Source organism: Vibrio sp. VPAP30, assembly GCF_001188205.1.
GTDB lineage: Bacteria > Pseudomonadota > Gammaproteobacteria > Enterobacterales > Vibrionaceae > Vibrio > Vibrio bivalvicida.
Genome location: NZ_LBLS01000038.1, coordinates 25,361 through 40,255, shown reverse-complemented (window position 1 = coordinate 40,255; position 14,895 = coordinate 25,361). Strand labels below are relative to the sequence as shown.

The window sequence follows — 14,895 nt, the reverse complement described above, 5'->3', positions numbered from 1 at the left end:
CACCTACCCACGCAATCATTAACATTTTTACTATTTTTTATTTGGATACATCATGAAAAAGACAATTCTAGCTCTAACTGTTACTACTCTATTCTCTGGCGCTGCTATGGCTGAAAACCACGGCACGATCGATGTCACCGCTACTGATTTTGTTCGTGAAGCAGGTAGTTTCACAATTGTTCAAAACAAAATTCTTGACAAGCAAGGTAAAGAAGTAGGAACTTTTAAAGTAGATCACAAAGATTCTGTTGCTGTTGAATTCACTAGCGAAAACCGCGAATTTAAAGACGCTCGTTTCGTTGTTAATGATGGTAGAATTGAAGTTCGTGCAACTGATTCTAACGACAAATTCCATACTGCTAGCATTAACGTAACTACTGGCGGATCTGATTCTAAAGCTGCAGTTGATCGCAGCACTGCAACTAAAATCGTTAACGGTGCAGGACTACGCAAAGAAGGCAGTCACTTTGTAGCTACTAAAGGTCAGTACAAAGGTTACACAATCGAAGAAGGTACTGGGTACGTTCGTGACGACAAAGGTCGCAAAGTTTCTAAAGTAGCTGTAGATGATAAAGGCAATGTTTATATTGATGCTTCAGACGCTAAAAAACCTGACGATGCTTCTAAAAATAACAATGCTGAAAAGCGTATCGATGATAGCAACTGGACTCCAAACAACGATGTGATGGAAGCTGAAACGGCTATCGAAGAAGCTGAAGCATACGCTAACAATTGGGCTGCATACGCTGAAACACAGTTTAAGCAAGAAGTTGCGCGCCTAGACGCAAAAATCGACAGCGTTGAAGGCCGTGTATCCAACGGTGCAGCAATGGCTGGTGCGATGACTCAGATGCAGTTCGGCCACGATGGCTTCGGTGTTGGTGCCGGTGTTGCAAACTTCAACGGTTCTAATGCAATCGCAGTGGGTGTGGGTTACGCATTTGGTAACGAGAAACAGTGGATGGCTAAAGGTTCATTTGGTTACGCTAAATCAAACAAAGGTAACAAGAGCGCAGACACTATGGCTGCAGCTGGCCTAACATACTCATTCAAGTAAAGAGCAACTGCTAGAGTGCCATGGATGGCACTTCTTTTCCTAGACAAAGAGCCTACGGGCCTTTTTTGTTACCTGAAAGGTCATTTATGAAATTCAGTAAGCAAGTCAAAAACACCGCCTGTTTTTACCTAATTAGTATCGTTTTAGTTATGTCAGTTGTAGCGAAACATTCCTCGAAAGCTTATGCCGATACTTTTGAAGAGAATGTTCATTATGTCACTCTTGATAAAGAAGCGACCATAGAACCGCAAGTTAAGGTCTTTTACACTCCATTCTGTCGCCCATGTGCGATTGTTCACACACCCTTGCTTACAATGGCAGAGCGTGCAGGTATTACCTTTGTCGATGTTCCGGTCGATTTTGGCCCACTAGGTAAAGATATTCAGGCGAGTATCGCAACGGCCAACCGCCAAGAGATCGGCCATGACTATGTCAACGAGCTAATTTCGCGTATTCACGTTCGCCCAAGCGAAGCGCCAAGAAACCGTGAAGATCTCGCAGATCTTATAGAGCGCTGCGGCGGTGATGCGTCTGACTTTCGCAGCGGCTGTGAAGATGTACGTGAAGATATCGAAAATTTCGATCAGCTGACCAAGCAATACTACATCAACGCGACCCCAACGATTGTCGTTAATGGCAATAAGCGCATAAATCTAGGTTCATTAATGAGCCTTTCCGAACTCGAACAGCTACTTATCGAGCTAAGCGGAGTGTAACTGTGGTGCTGGCACGTAAACTTCAGCTATCCGCTGAGCAAGGAACACATGACATCAGCGAATGGCTCCAATGACAGGTCAATCGGAGCCAGCCGTTGCTCACGCCATAACGGCTTGAGAAACCATTAAACCAATATCAAACCGAATGGTTCTAGCAGTTGTGCCTGTTGCCAGTCGCAGATTTTTACCCCAGTCATAGAAACTCTGCGTAAGTTAAGCCCCTCTAGATCCACATGGGTTAAGTCACATTGTTCCATGTTGAAAGTCCCCCACTGCTCTGAGCTAAACTCGCCACTCGATAAATCTGATCCTAAGAAACTGGCACCAAATAGGTTGGCACCATTCCAACGATTCTCAAACAGTTCACATTTCTCTAGCAAAGCCCTTTCGAAATTGGCGTAAATCAGATTACACCCAGTAATGAAAGCAGAACAGAAATAGGCTTTATGGCTAATATGGTTCGCAAAGTTAGCACGTTGAAAATTAGCGCCTTTCAGATCGCATTTACGTAGCTCAATTCCAAAGCAATCCGCTCCCGTGAACTGGCACATGGCGAGCATACAGTCGGAAAAACTCGCATCTTTTAAGTTGGCATGTTGAAAGCTGCATGCTTCAAGAGCTTGGGGTTCAATGAAACGGCAGTCGACAAACTTAGCTTCTCTTAAATCAGCTCGGTCAAAAGTACATTTGATAAACTGACAACGTTCAAAAACACTGTTTTGCAGGTCTTGGTGAGAGAAGTCTTCAAATTCAAAAATCGCATCGCTTGTAATCATAGTGTCTCCTTGTTGGGCGCAAGACTATCACTGTAAGCTGCTGTTTTTCCACAAAAACAAAACCTTAAAAATCATCAACTTAAAACCCCTCTAAATCGCCAATTTAAGGCGTTAAATTGGCAGTTTAAGGCATGCATTTCATTTTGTTCTTATGCACTTATCCAGAAAATAGTTTTACTCGCCTACGCGTAGCTGTGGAGCACTTTGGCATTTGCACATTCCTGCCTGTTTATTCGCACCTCGATCTGTTCTAATAGCAGCTCAATACCACAGCGGGAAGTGAGTGTGTTAGAAGAAATTTTTATCGCCGGGGGCTGCCTTTGGGGGGTGCAAGAGTTCATGAAGCACCTACCAGGTGTAATTAAGACTGAAGCTGGGCGAGCCAATGGTACAACCGATACAACCGCCAGCGACTATGATGGCTATGCCGAGTGTGTTCGTACCCAATTCGATCCCAAAAAAATCACGGTTGAGCAACTGATGGACTATTTGTTTGAGATTATTGATCCATACAGTGTCAATCAACAAGGGCAAGATGTTGGAGACAAATATCGCACGGGTGTGTACAGCCGGAATAAGGCACACTTAGTTGCGGCACGTGGGTATATATCAAACCGTTCAGATAGCGATAAAATCGTCGTCGAAGTGAAATCACTAAGTAACTACGTCCAAAGTGACGATGAACACCAAGATAGGTTAACGCGCTTTCCCAATGACTACTGTCATATCCCAATCAGTTTGCTGCACAAGTACCGCCAAGAGTAACGCAAAGTAGACAGGTCACTTATTTCCTCTCTTGCTCTGTTTTGTTGTAATAAAATCCGTTACTTTGACGACTAGAATTTAGACAGTTCAGGGCAGGACATGTTTCAGCAAGTCGTAGGGATACTTTTTCCAGTTTTTGCATTGGTGGCTGTGGGTTACTCGGTGGGGCGTTGGTTAAAACCCGACTTCAAGCCGATCAACCGCATTAACATGGATGCATTTACCCCTGCCCTAGTCTTTTCTTCGCTAGTTGCAATGCCGCTGGATACACAGCAAGTGCCTTTGCTAACGGCATCCCTCGTCGCGGTATTGCTCCCGGGGTTGGTGATGATTCCAGTGTGCAAATTGTCTAAACTTAAATATAAAGCTTGGGCTCCACCGCATATGTTTCGCAATAGCGGTAACTTGGCGATTCCACTTTTTACTTACACGTTTGGCGACACTGCTCTCGCTTCCGCTGTATTACTGTTTGTGGTTTCAGCCTGTATCCACATTAGCCTTGGCTTGGCTTTACTCAGTGAAGGGAATCCGTTCAAACAGATCATCAAGATGCCGATCTTTCTTGCGGCAAGCGCAGCACTGATCCTCAACTTAGCTGGCATTGGAGTTTGGTCTCCACTGTATGAAGCAACTTCATTACTCGGTCAAGCTGCTGTTCCAGTTATGCTGCTCTCCTTAGGGGCTCAAATGTGCAATATGAGACTCAGTGGTCTGAAAGTTGGTATTCTATGCACACTACAATCACTGTTTACTGGCGCGATTGCTTTCGCGGTTATTTACTTCTTTATTCCACTACCAACGATGCAGTTACAAATGATGGTACTTTTCACCATGCTGCCACCTGCCGTAATGAACTACTTGTTCGCTGAGCGCTTTCATATAGAGCCCACCAAGGTGGCTTCAATGGTTTTATTTGGCAATTTCTTTAGTATTTTAACTCTGCCCTTGTTACTCGGGTTCGCTCTCTCCTTGTGACCACGCTTCAGGGTTGGTCAGCAAGGTTTTGCCTTTAAATGTTTCAGCACGAATGTCTTGAGGATTGTAGATGGCGCAAGATTCCATAGAAAGGCAGCCACAACCGATACAGCCACCGAGATCGTCTTGAAGTGCTTTTAACTGCAAAATTCTGTGTTCAAGCATCTCTTTCCACCCCGAAGCCATGCGATCCCATTGCTCCCTATTTGGCGCTTGATGCTTAGGCAACTGATCAAGAGATTGGACAATTTCCTCTAGCGTTAAACCAACTTCCTGCGCAGCTTTAATCACCGCAATTCTTCTCAGAACACTCCGGTGATAACGCCGTTGATTGCCTTGATTTCGCCAACTGTGGATCAAACCTTTTTGCTCATAGAAGTGAAGTGCCGAGACTTTAACTCCGGCACGCTTTGCTACTTCCCCTACGCTCATTTCCATATAAGCCTCCAAATTAATTGAATAAAGTTCTTTACCTCAAGTTAGCTTGAGGTTTTAGAGTAACCCAAGTTGGTGAATATACATAAGGAAAACTCAATGAACCTACTCGCAAATAGCAGAACCTTGCCTTATCTTTCCGGGCGATTTTTTGATGGCATTTCGTCAGGCTTGTTTATGATGGCTCTGCCTTGGATCATGCTTGAGTCGGACAACATGGGCACCTTCGTCGCCCTTATCGCACTCGCCTGCACCGCAACCTCGTTTGTCTTAACCCCTTTTTTCTCTACTTTGATCGACAGACATTCGCGCAAGTCACTCTTGGTTTTGGTCCAATTAATTCAGTCAACTACGGCTATAACTGTTTTCGTTGCGTACTGGTTGCATGATGGGTCACATTGGTTACTTGCCGCAGCACAACTTGTCTTCTGGGTAACGAGCAATTTAGCTTGGACAACCAATAATGCGTTTACTCAAGAAAACTACGATCTGCACGAATACGCCTCTATCTCAGGCAAGCAAGAGATCGTGATGCAAGGCACGACGCTCGGTGCAGGCGCATTGGGAGTCATATTACTTCAAGAGTGGGGAATGTTGGAGTTTGCTGCTTTTGCGGCTAGCGCCTCTGGCATCGCCGCGCTTAGCTATATGGTGACACCCTACCGAAGAAAGTTACGTAGTACTCACAACGTGCCCTTTATTGAACAGATGAAAGAGAGCAAAAGCATTTTCGCAAGAGAACCTCACTTTTACGCCTTCATTATGCTTTCTTGCCTTTCCTATCCGATCCTGACCTTTTTAGGCAAGTTGGTTCCGATTTGGTTTGCGGAGAACGGGGTTTCAGGTGATTGGTATGCAGGATACAACATCACCTTTGGCTTAGGCTCACTGCTCACAGGCGTGCTACTTAGCAAATTGCTGTCATTGACCTCACACCAAACAACAATGCAGTACTCTATGGCGGTGGTAGCATTCAGCCTAATTGGAATGAGTTTCTCTCAGCACCCAAGCTATATATTACTATTTACTCTGTTTTTTGGCTTCTTTAACGCATTAAATCGCATCGCACGTACCAATTGGATGCATCATACCGTTGAGGTCAATCAACGTGGTCGAGTGGATGGAGGGCTGGCAATGTTCTCAACATCGGTGCAAAGCATCAGCTATGTTGTCATCGCGGCCTTGGCTCACAATAACGCCACTCAATTTGGGTTTATGCTAGCTGCTGCCGTTATGTTTGTCGCCGTCGGCGTGATGATTAGGCTAAGCCAAAGAAACGAATTAAAGCCATTGCTGGCTTCTTAAGCTTTCCCTTGGTCGAGTGGTCGTTAAACAACGACCACCTCAACATCGACAAAGGGATATTTGCTGACTAGCACCTTGGTCAGTAGGGCTTTTTGTTCATGCCAGACAGCTTTGTCTTGTTGTTGAAGCTGCTGCAACGACACACCAATTACGACCAAATAACTCGATCCGGTTTTACTAATATTGAGTCTTTCTATTTCTTGCTTAGCAAAGTGTTCCGTAACCAAATCAGAGATATCTTGATGCTGTTGTTCATTTTGCAGTTTGCCTCCGGCTAGCTCTACAAAGGCCTCGCGTATAATGCCTATCGGTTGACCAATCATCAGCAGCGCAAGAGTCAATACTAATAAGGCATCACCAATATAAAGCAGGAAATCAAATTTGCTGCCAGCCTCCACATAGCCAATAACAACCAAAACAGCGCCTGTTGAAGCAGAAAGTACACCGTCTATCAACGACGACTTTTGATCCACTTTTAGCATAGAGCTGCTATTGGCGATCTTCTTGTTTTGGAAATAATAAAACGCGGATAGTCCCCAACAAATAGTAACCATAGCTATGGCATAGTAAACGATCACACCCGTTTTAATGATTGGCAATGTAGCCCCGTTGATATAGCCAATAATCTTCGAACCGTTGCTGACTATGGCAGATATCACAACCCCCAAGAGTAACAAACCTTTCATGAAGCTATATAAAGCTTCTGTGACATAAAGACCGAATGGGTATGTCTCATTGCGTAGTGATTTAATTTGGGTGATCTTAAGCGCAACAATCGCAGTAATAAACAGAATGAACGACATATTACCGTCAAGGAGTAAGGCTTCAGAACCAGACAAGTTATATGCCGCCCAACCAGAAAATGCCATTATTAAGTTAGCGATAATCCCCAACACTAAAGCACGCTTTTCTGTCACCGCAATTTTATCTTTCATCCGCTTTTCCTATATTTCCCTGCCAATCGACAAGATTTAGGGAGAACATTGTAAAGTGGTGTAAGGCTCTAAGCAATCGATGGAAAAAGCAGGCAACCTCGACATCACTAGCCATACAATGCGATGTCGTTTGACCAAGCTCGCATCAACATCTCTAAAGTATGTTAGCTGCACCGATAATCATTTTTGAAATAAATACAGAACACTTATGAGTTCTCAGTCAAATCAGAAACATCCCAATTAGTTTTGAGAACTTGCGACTTGCGTGGCTTTCAAAAAGAGCATATATTTTCTTTTAGTTTCATATTTGAGTAGAACACTTACCCGTTAAGGTTTCCATCAATGCAAGATAATTATCAAGACAGAATCATTGCTTTACTGAAAGAGCGTGGAGAAAACAACGCGTCACTGGCTCAAGGTATCGGCAAAGGTAAAGCAACCATAGGCCGTTACCTCTCTAAATCAAGCAATCGGACCTACCCAAGCTTAGAAGAGCTTTCTGATATCGCTCGCTTCCTTGGCGTAGAACCACACTGGTTGTGCTTTGGTATTGGCGATAAATCAACGGACAAAGAGACCATTAATCTGTTATCTGATTCAGAAGCTGCAACCATTAATATCTACAAGCGTACAGACGTGCATCAACACCTAACATCAGGTGATGCAGTTCCCGTCGATACTATGCCTGTAGAGAAAGAGTACGCAGATTGCTTTGGTGTGGTTTACCCAGTAACGGGGGCCGTCTCAAGAACGTGGAGCTGCTACGCACTAATCACCAAAGATAAAGAATGGGCTAATGATGATATTGTTCTCGCTCGCATTGGTAAAAACCCAACCCCAGATTTTTTCACTTTGGTGAAAATCGCCGACAAAGTCCATGTTTGGTACGGTGAAGACACAGATCGCAACCCGATCAATACCATTGATGAAGATGAAATCGAAGTGATTGGTATTGTACGCTGGGGTGTATGGGCAAGACGTTAAATAACGCGTTCAGATAAATAAAAAGAGGCACTTTTTTGTGCCTCTTTTTTGTTCTCTCACTAATCCAGCTTAAAGCGCCCCACAATTCCGGTAAGCGATTGATTCATATCCGAGATATTTACTGCTTCTTCAAGGGCTTGCTGCGCATTCGTATCCAACTCCCCTACTATTTCGTTGATAGCGGACATATTACGGCTGAGCTCTTGTGTCACACTACTTTGCTCTTCAGCCGCAGTCGCAATCTGTGTACTCAGATCATTAATATCCGTGACAAATTGAGTCATAACATCCAAACTTTCTGCAACCTCTCCCGCACCATCTGCTGTCTGCGCACATTTCTGCTTGGTCGAGTCCATTGAACTAACCACGGACTGGCTGCCACGCAATAAGCTCGCAAGGGCTGCTTCAATTTCTTCTGTACTTGTCTTGGTTCGACTTGCCAAGTTACGCACTTCGTCTGCAACCACGGCAAAACCACGCCCTTGTTCTCCCGCGCGCGCCGCCTCAATCGCCGCATTCAAAGCCAACAGGTTGGTTTGTTCAGCAATATCGCCAATGACACCTAGGATTGTATTGATACCATCAGTGGCCGACGCCATGCTATTTACATTCTCAGAAGCACTACTTACGTCATCGACAAGCTCTTGAACATTGTTCTGCGCATGGCTAATGGTCTTCTTCGACTCTGAGCTTGCTTCATTCGCTTTGTGGGTTAGCTGAGCCGTATTTGCCGCATCTGTTGCCATAGATTCAGCCGTTGAGTTCATCTCTTCGATGGCCGTTACAACTTGTTCTGTCTCTTGAACATGGTTTTGTAGAATCTCACTGTTCCGCTGACTCTGATCTTTCATTCGATCTACATTTTCGTTCAAGTGGTCTGTAACCTCTCGTATCTCTAACAGCATCGCTTGTAGACTTGCTATGAAGTCGTTCACGCCTTGCGAGATTTGGCCTAAATCATCATTCGTTGTCACTTCGATGCGTTGGGTTAAGTCGCCATTCCCCTGACTCAGTCCAGCAATAGTTTCTTTTAAAGCCAGAATCGGCCGATACAGCACGTTCATAATAACAAGCGCAAGAATAACACTTATCACTGTGGCTACTAATGCGGTCACAATCGAGGTTTGTTTCGCTGAGGCTAAATCTGCAAATACTACGTCTTTTTCTAAACCAACAACGAAGTACCAGTTCTTACCAGCAATAGTGATTTGATGAGAAAAATACAGCTTAGTTTTATCCCCCATCATTCCATCAAACACGATATCTTTGCTGCCCATCGCTTGCTTAGATACATCACTTAGCCAAGGATACTTATCCGATTTCTCACCCGCTTTTACTTGCTCAAATGATGAGGCAAGAATAGTTTTATCGTGGTTAATGATCATCGCAATTGCGCCAGGTATCTCATTGGCGTTCTTCACTATTTCATTGAGGAAACCGAGCTGCATATCGGCAGAAATCATGCCGCTATATGTTTTACGAACAATAGATACCCAATACGTGTCACCGTCACTGTCTAAGTATGGTTCAGTCAGACCCGCCGACGAACTTTGCCTACCAAGCTGATACCAACTTCGCGTTGTAACATCACCATCATATTTATGATTTGGCCAAGTCTTGGCGGTTTGGTTCCAATAGGCATCACCATTGGTAAACCCAACAACCGAACTATTCAGATTCATTCCTCCTGCGATCAGGTGGGTCAATTTAATAAAGTCTTGTTCCGTACCTGTAATAGGTTCACTGTCAAACTGTTTACCAAGCTTATCTAGACCGGCGACCTTCTCATTGAGTTTGTTCGCAATCTGCTCTGCTTGGCCTTCTACATACTCTTGATTACTAGTGGTGATCAATTCTACCAACGTCTCTTTCTGTTCAATGTAGGCAACATAGCTAGAAACAGAGACAGAAAAAACAACCAAAGCAATGATGGAGATAAGAAGTAATTTTCTAAACCCTAAATTCCTCATCACAAACAATCCTTTTTTTGTCAATAATTTATAAGGCGACTTACAACACACCAACGTTAACCAATTATTAAAATTATAATTAAATTGTGGCTGTTATATGATAAAAATCCAGATTTGAAAGGTAATAATCACATTAATGATATACGCATCATTAATGTGATTGATATCAATCAGTAAAATGTGATTTAGCTTTAAAGCGTCCCAAAAGTGGGACAGGGGAAATTACGAATAGATAGTTTACGAATAAATCGTGTCTGACCAACGAGCTAGACCCGCGGTGACGGAGCCAAAGAAATTACCGCTGACAATTGCTGTGCTCGGTAATAGAGAGCTCACCGCCCCCCTTAATATTGGGGAACGCGCAGAGCCTCCCGTCATATACACAACATCTGGCTCAATACCACTTTGGTTTATTGCTTCTTTCACCAAGGCTTTGATTTTTTCAGTCGGAACTGCGATTGCCTCTTCCATATCTGATTTTAACACCGGAATAGAGACTCGCTCGCTTATCAGTTGGATTTGCGCTTGATAGCTGTCATCCTTTCCTAGAGCAATTTTAGTCTGCTCCGCCTCTCTAATAACCGCATAACCAAGCGTACCCTGATATATTTCAAACAGTCGACGTAATTTTTCTGGCTGTTTGGCGTCTTTCATCAAAAGTTGAAGCTGCTTTCTATTTTCGTGGCCATAAAATTTGCGCTGAGCTTGGACATCATTAATCGCAATCGGGTTCCAAAATTGAGTCGTCGGAACTTCTAAACCGGATAGGTTTTGGGTACCCATACCAAATTGAGTCATGAACTGCTTAAACGCGGTAAAAATATCGAGATCGTTGCCACCGACCATTTGCCCAGAGTGTGCCAACAAGGATTCTCGACGGTCTTGCTTACCCGCCCATGTAGGTCCCATTCGCAAAAATGAACAGTCCGTCGTACCACCACCAATATCGACCACGAGTACATTTTTATCCTCTTCTAAAGACGCTTCGTAATCTAACCCCGCAGCAACGGGTTCAAATTGAAACTCAACATCTTTAAATCCTGCACGTTTCGCTGCTCGGCGCAATATCCCTTCGGCTTGAATGTTGGACTCTTCACCGCCTCGACCAAGAAAATTAACCGGACGACCAATCACAGTTTGCGTCACATCTTGTTCTAGTGCTCGCTCTGTACGTTGCCTAATATTTGCCATCATGGCGCAAACAAGGTCTTCAAAGAACGACAACTGCATATCTCGCAGCCCCATCGCTCCAAGAAATGACTTGGGCGATTTAACGTAGTAGACATCTTGCGGATCTTCTAGATAAAGACTTAATGCCTCGTGACCAAACTTTACGTCGTCACTGCGTACATCTAACCCTTCTTCTGCGTTGAGCTTAATCGCACGCCTTAACATGTTTTCGCCCACAACGTCCGATGGCTTAATACCTAAACTTCTATACAGATATTCGGACACCACCTCTGATGTCGGAGCACACAGGGTTGAAGGAATATAGAAGTCTTCTTCCACCAAGGGGATCAGTTTTACTTGTCCATCAACTAGCGTGGCAACTGAGCAGTTCGCGGTTCCGTAATCAAATCCAATAGACATAGTGGCTGCACCTTTTCACTGTTTCGAAATCTTTTGCCCAAATTTGGCGAGCCGCGTAGTAAAACGTACACAGGTTGGTAGGTCAATAGCGTACAAGAATTCTTTTTTAAATCCGCAATTTATTTTAAAGTGATTAGAGAATCGTTTGAATGTGGAGTCCTCGTTGGTGAACTTAAGGCAACTTGAAGTATTTTACGCAGTAATGAAGACAGGCACCGTCTCTGGCGCGGCAAAACACCTTTACGTATCTCAACCCAACGTGACGCGAGTACTGGCTCACACCGAACAACAATTAGGCTTTGCATTATTTGAACGTATTAAAGGGCGATTACGGCCTACACGCGAAGCTAACTTACTCCTTCCTGAAGCAGAAAAGGTTTATCAGCAGCTCGGTCAGTTTAGAAACTTAACCAATAAAATCAAAGCGGGCGAGAAGCATCTCACGATCGGTGCCCCCCCAATTCTTGCGACAATACTGCTCGCCCCTATCATTGATAGAATCAGCAGAGAAACAGACTACACCGTCGAGATTTCTACGGGTAATCGCAATGAGTTGTGCGAGGCCTTGCTCAAAAATGAACTCGACTTAGCTATAAGTTTTGGTGATGAAGCACCACCTGCGATTGTACAAAGTAAATTGCTAAGCAAAGAGATGGCCGTCTTAGCGCCACAAGGTTCTTCTGACAAAGAGGTCTATAGCCTTTGCGAACTATTAAATGGCGACCAGCCATTAATCGGCCTAGATCCAAGAGACCCACTCGGTCTGCAGCTCCATCAGGCCATTCACTCCGTCGAACCAAGCTATCATCCTAGGATATCAGTAAGGAGCTACAGCGCCGCAGCGGAACTTGTTGCACAAGGCAACTGCTACGCTATTGTTGACCCTTGGACACAGCAGCACTACTTAAATCGAGTGCAAAGCGCGAGATTGACCCCCTCTATCGAAGTCTCTGTCTCTTTACTCCATGCGGAACATTATCCACTTTCCATTGCCGCTAAATGGTTTGTTGAACAACTTCACTCAAAGCTATAACTTAACGTTATACCACCTAAACAGATAAGCATTCGCACCCAAGATAAGCGGCAGGTAGATTCTTGTTACTATAAATAACTCATAACAAGGATACGTATGTCTATTGCTCAACCTTACCTGCTATTTCTCGGCGATGTGACAGACCCGGTTTCGGCCAAAACAGCACGTGGCATTGCTTTGTGGCGGCCAGAAGCATGCAAAGGACAATTGAGGCTCACAGAAGACACGGTTTCACTAGAATTACCCAACTTAACACTGAAGCAGGCAAAGGCGCATGGCGTAAAAACCTTAGTCATTGGTACTGCAAACGCTGGTGGAGTTATTCCAGAAAATTGGAAGCCCACTTTGATTCAGGCTGCAGAGATGGGGTTTGAAATTGCGTCAGGGATGCACAGCCGACTAAGCGAAATTCCACAGCTAACCTCATTTCAAAAGCAAGGCATATGCACACTTCACGATGTACGCCACTTCGATGGTACACTCAGCGTTGGTAATGGCAGAAAGCGCCAAGGCAAACGCGTCTTAACCGTCGGTACCGATTGCTCTGTAGGCAAAATGTTCACTGCTCTCGCACTTGAAAGCGCCCTCAAGAAACAATCTGTCGATGCTCGCTTTAAAGCTACGGGGCAAACCGGAATTTTTATTGAAGGCTCAGGCATTTCAGTCGATGCGGTAGTTGCAGATTTTATCTCTGGAGCAGTTGAAGAAATTAGCCCTGACTTTACCAACCATGAATGGGACATTATTGAAGGCCAAGGGTCGCTATTTAATCCCTCTTTTGCCGGAGTCAGTATGGGGTTGCTTCACGGCGCTCAGGCTGATGCGCTTGTACTGTGTCATGAAATTGGACGGCCACATATTCGTCACTTGCCTCATTGCCCAGTTCCTTCAATCGAAGACACGCTGTCCGCCAATTTATCAGCAGCCAAATTGACCAACCCAAAAGTGCAACTTGCTGGCATCAGTTTAAATACGTCAGCAATTAGCGAAGAAGATGCACAAGCACTGTGCGCTGACTGGCAAGAACAATACAATGTCCCTGTGACCGATCCAGTACGCTTTGGTATAGAGTCGATTGCATTACATATTACAGCGCTTTAGAGGTGATAAACATGCACATTGAAGCGCAACCCCATTCTCTAAAATTGGCGACTCCCTTTATTATTTCAAGAGGTACTCGGACTCACTGCGACGTTGTTAGAGTGACGATCCGTTTGGGCCAATGGCAAGGTCTAGGCGAATGCACTCCTTATTCTCGCTACCACGAAAGCGTAGCATCTGTGCTAGAGCAAATTAAAATATGGCAAGTCGCACTTAAAAACTTCACCCCCATACAAGCTAAGCAGCGCTTACAGCTCTTCCCCGCAGGTGCGGCACGTAATGCTCTAGATTGCGCCTTGTGGGCGCTAATCAGTGATATGGAAAATCAAACATTCCCTGCACCTTACTTTGACGTTAAGTCAGAGATAGAAACAGCAATGACGGTTTCAGTGGGTAATGCAGAGGCTATGAGCAGGCAAGCAGTGGAATATGCTCAGCAAGGTGCCACCTTACTCAAAGTCAAACTCGACGATATAGACATAGAGAAAAGAGTTGCGGCGGTAAGGCAAGCAGCCCCTCACTGTAAAATCGTTCTCGACGCCAACGAAGCGTGGCAAAATGTGGATCTAGAGCCGCTGTTTCACCACCTTGTGCAATACAATATTGCCATGATCGAACAGCCTGTTCCTGCTGGCTGCGATGAATTACTGCATGGCATTGAACACCCAATCCCGCTTTGCGCCGACGAGAGTTGCCACACTATCGATGATCTCCTTGTGCTGAAAGGCTGCTATGAAATGGTCAATATCAAACTAGATAAAACTGGCGGTCTCACTCAAGCCTTCGCCCTAGAAGACCAAGCGCGGGTATTAGGTTTTGGCATCATGATTGGCTGTATGTTAGGCACTTCTATAGCCATGAAAGCGGCATTACCGATCGCGACTCGTGCAGCAATCGTAGACCTTGATGGCCCGGTATTACTAGGACAAGATGTTGAAAATGGGTTGCGCTATACCGATGGGAAGTTATGTTTGGTTTAGTCTATCAAAAAACACCAAAGACAGCCTGCTACAGGCTGCCTAGATTGTTCTGATTTTCGTTATACGTCTAATGACATGCCGATTTGGCTCAGCTTGGTTTTGAATTCGTCAATACTGGAAGCTTCATAAGTCGGGGAGCCATTAAAGTATCTTGGCTTTTCGGGCAGCATCGCATTCTTTAACGCTTTTTCTTGGTCAATATCATCATGATATACGGTGACGCGATTAGGGATGTCCTGTTGAATCTTCGCCATTGTGTTCTCCTTTCCTGTG

15 protein-coding genes are annotated in these 14,895 nt (G+C 44.6%); 9 read left to right on the top strand and 6 right to left on the bottom strand.

Translation table 11 applies throughout. The annotated features are described in order from the left end of the window. The first annotated feature begins 52 nt into the window (after positions 1 to 52). Positions 53 to 1,057, top strand: coding sequence for a YadA C-terminal domain-containing protein (locus tag ZX61_RS18020; protein WP_049845983.1), 1,005 nt, complete (start codon positions 53 to 55; stop codon positions 1,055 to 1,057). An 86-nt stretch (positions 1,058 to 1,143) separates the two neighbouring features. Then, positions 1,144 to 1,773 carry a disulfide bond formation protein DsbA gene (locus ZX61_RS18015; protein ID WP_049846313.1) on the top strand — a complete coding sequence of 210 codons (630 nt, stop codon included), beginning with the start codon at positions 1,144 to 1,146 and terminating at the stop codon, positions 1,771 to 1,773. Between the two features lie 125 nt (positions 1,774 to 1,898). Here the strand turns inward: ZX61_RS18015 and ZX61_RS18010 are convergent, their stop codons facing one another. Continuing rightward, complete coding sequence (locus ZX61_RS18010) at positions 1,899 to 2,549, bottom strand: Qnr family pentapeptide repeat protein (RefSeq protein WP_049845982.1); 651 nt, start codon at positions 2,547 to 2,549, stop codon at positions 1,899 to 1,901. Between the two features lie 285 nt (positions 2,550 to 2,834). Here ZX61_RS18010 and ZX61_RS18005 point away from each other — a divergent pair, with 285 nt between their 5' ends. Next, on the top strand, positions 2,835 to 3,314 hold the full coding sequence (locus ZX61_RS18005; RefSeq protein WP_200904255.1) for a peptide-methionine (S)-S-oxide reductase: 480 nt from the start codon (positions 2,835 to 2,837) through the stop codon (positions 3,312 to 3,314). Between the two features lie 99 nt (positions 3,315 to 3,413). Beyond that, complete coding sequence (locus ZX61_RS18000; protein ID WP_049845980.1) at positions 3,414 to 4,289, top strand: AEC family transporter; 876 nt, start codon at positions 3,414 to 3,416, stop codon at positions 4,287 to 4,289. On the opposite strand, the gene soxR is transcribed toward ZX61_RS18000, so the two are convergent. Beyond that, positions 4,263 to 4,727, bottom strand: coding sequence for a redox-sensitive transcriptional activator SoxR (soxR, locus tag ZX61_RS17995; protein ID WP_049845979.1), 465 nt, complete (start codon positions 4,725 to 4,727; stop codon positions 4,263 to 4,265). The genes ZX61_RS18000 and soxR overlap by 27 nt on opposite strands. A 96-nt stretch (positions 4,728 to 4,823) precedes the next feature. Here soxR and ZX61_RS17990 point away from each other — a divergent pair, with 96 nt between their 5' ends. Then, positions 4,824 to 6,029 (top strand): MFS transporter, encoded by a 1,206-nt coding sequence (locus tag ZX61_RS17990; RefSeq protein WP_049845978.1) that lies wholly within the window; start codon positions 4,824 to 4,826, stop codon positions 6,027 to 6,029. A gap of 23 nt (positions 6,030 to 6,052) precedes the next feature. Here the strand turns inward: ZX61_RS17990 and ZX61_RS17985 are convergent, their stop codons facing one another. Further along, the gene (locus ZX61_RS17985; RefSeq protein WP_049845977.1) at positions 6,053 to 6,964 is read right to left on the bottom strand and encodes a cation transporter; all 912 of its coding nucleotides are present in this window, start codon (positions 6,962 to 6,964) and stop codon (positions 6,053 to 6,055) included. A gap of 342 nt (positions 6,965 to 7,306) precedes the next feature. Here ZX61_RS17985 and ZX61_RS17980 point away from each other — a divergent pair, with 342 nt between their 5' ends. Beyond that, entirely contained in the window at positions 7,307 to 7,948 is a 642-nt protein-coding gene (locus ZX61_RS17980) for a helix-turn-helix domain-containing protein (RefSeq protein ID WP_049845976.1), read from the top strand. A gap of 59 nt (positions 7,949 to 8,007) precedes the next feature. On the opposite strand, the gene ZX61_RS17975 is transcribed toward ZX61_RS17980, so the two are convergent. Further along, complete coding sequence (locus ZX61_RS17975) at positions 8,008 to 9,918, bottom strand: methyl-accepting chemotaxis protein (protein ID WP_049845975.1); 1,911 nt, start codon at positions 9,916 to 9,918, stop codon at positions 8,008 to 8,010. 237 nt (positions 9,919 to 10,155) lie between these two features. After that, positions 10,156 to 11,508, bottom strand: coding sequence for a molecular chaperone (yegD, locus tag ZX61_RS17970; RefSeq protein ID WP_049845974.1), 1,353 nt, complete (start codon positions 11,506 to 11,508; stop codon positions 10,156 to 10,158). A 166-nt stretch (positions 11,509 to 11,674) separates the two neighbouring features. On the opposite strand from yegD, the gene ZX61_RS17965 reads away from it, so the two are divergent. The 3 genes from ZX61_RS17965 to ZX61_RS17955 all read left to right on the top strand — a co-directional run bounded on the left by ZX61_RS17965 (position 11,675) and on the right by ZX61_RS17955 (position 14,622). Continuing rightward, a complete protein-coding gene (locus ZX61_RS17965) occupies positions 11,675 to 12,541 on the top strand; it encodes a LysR family transcriptional regulator (protein ID WP_049845973.1) in 867 nt (288 codons plus the stop codon). Between the two features lie 96 nt (positions 12,542 to 12,637). Next, on the top strand, positions 12,638 to 13,642 hold the full coding sequence (gene dgcN / locus ZX61_RS17960) for an N-acetyltransferase DgcN (RefSeq protein ID WP_049845972.1): 1,005 nt from the start codon (positions 12,638 to 12,640) through the stop codon (positions 13,640 to 13,642). An 11-nt stretch (positions 13,643 to 13,653) separates the two neighbouring features. Beyond that, a complete protein-coding gene (locus ZX61_RS17955; RefSeq protein ID WP_049845971.1) occupies positions 13,654 to 14,622 on the top strand; it encodes an enolase C-terminal domain-like protein in 969 nt (322 codons plus the stop codon). 59 nt (positions 14,623 to 14,681) lie between these two features. On the opposite strand, the gene ZX61_RS17950 is transcribed toward ZX61_RS17955, so the two are convergent. After that, complete coding sequence (locus tag ZX61_RS17950; protein ID WP_049845970.1) at positions 14,682 to 14,876, bottom strand: hypothetical protein; 195 nt, start codon at positions 14,874 to 14,876, stop codon at positions 14,682 to 14,684. Positions 14,877 to 14,895: the final 19 nt, after the last annotated feature.

What these genes read in the sequence shown, in the direction of transcription:
- ZX61_RS18010 (WP_049845982.1), bottom strand. Translation starts at nt 2,549, where the DNA reads ATGATTACAAGCGATGCGATTTTTGAATTTGAAGACTTCTCTCACCAA.
- ZX61_RS18000 (WP_049845980.1), top strand. Translation starts at nt 3,414, where the DNA reads ATGTTTCAGCAAGTCGTAGGGATACTTTTTCCAGTTTTTGCATTGGTG.
- soxR (WP_049845979.1), bottom strand. Translation starts at nt 4,727, where the DNA reads ATGGAAATGAGCGTAGGGGAAGTAGCAAAGCGTGCCGGAGTTAAAGTC.
- ZX61_RS17950 (WP_049845970.1), bottom strand. Translation starts at nt 14,876, where the DNA reads ATGGCGAAGATTCAACAGGACATCCCTAATCGCGTCACCGTATATCAT.
- ZX61_RS17955 (WP_049845971.1), top strand. Translation starts at nt 13,654, where the DNA reads ATGCACATTGAAGCGCAACCCCATTCTCTAAAATTGGCGACTCCCTTT.
- ZX61_RS18020 (WP_049845983.1), top strand. Translation starts at nt 53, where the DNA reads ATGAAAAAGACAATTCTAGCTCTAACTGTTACTACTCTATTCTCTGGC.
- ZX61_RS17985 (WP_049845977.1), bottom strand. Translation starts at nt 6,964, where the DNA reads ATGAAAGATAAAATTGCGGTGACAGAAAAGCGTGCTTTAGTGTTGGGG.
- ZX61_RS18015 (WP_049846313.1), top strand. Translation starts at nt 1,144, where the DNA reads ATGAAATTCAGTAAGCAAGTCAAAAACACCGCCTGTTTTTACCTAATT.
- ZX61_RS17975 (WP_049845975.1), bottom strand. Translation starts at nt 9,918, where the DNA reads ATGAGGAATTTAGGGTTTAGAAAATTACTTCTTATCTCCATCATTGCT.
- ZX61_RS17990 (WP_049845978.1), top strand. Translation starts at nt 4,824, where the DNA reads ATGAACCTACTCGCAAATAGCAGAACCTTGCCTTATCTTTCCGGGCGA.
- ZX61_RS17980 (WP_049845976.1), top strand. Translation starts at nt 7,307, where the DNA reads ATGCAAGATAATTATCAAGACAGAATCATTGCTTTACTGAAAGAGCGT.
- dgcN (WP_049845972.1), top strand. Translation starts at nt 12,638, where the DNA reads ATGTCTATTGCTCAACCTTACCTGCTATTTCTCGGCGATGTGACAGAC.
- yegD (WP_049845974.1), bottom strand. Translation starts at nt 11,508, where the DNA reads ATGTCTATTGGATTTGATTACGGAACCGCGAACTGCTCAGTTGCCACG.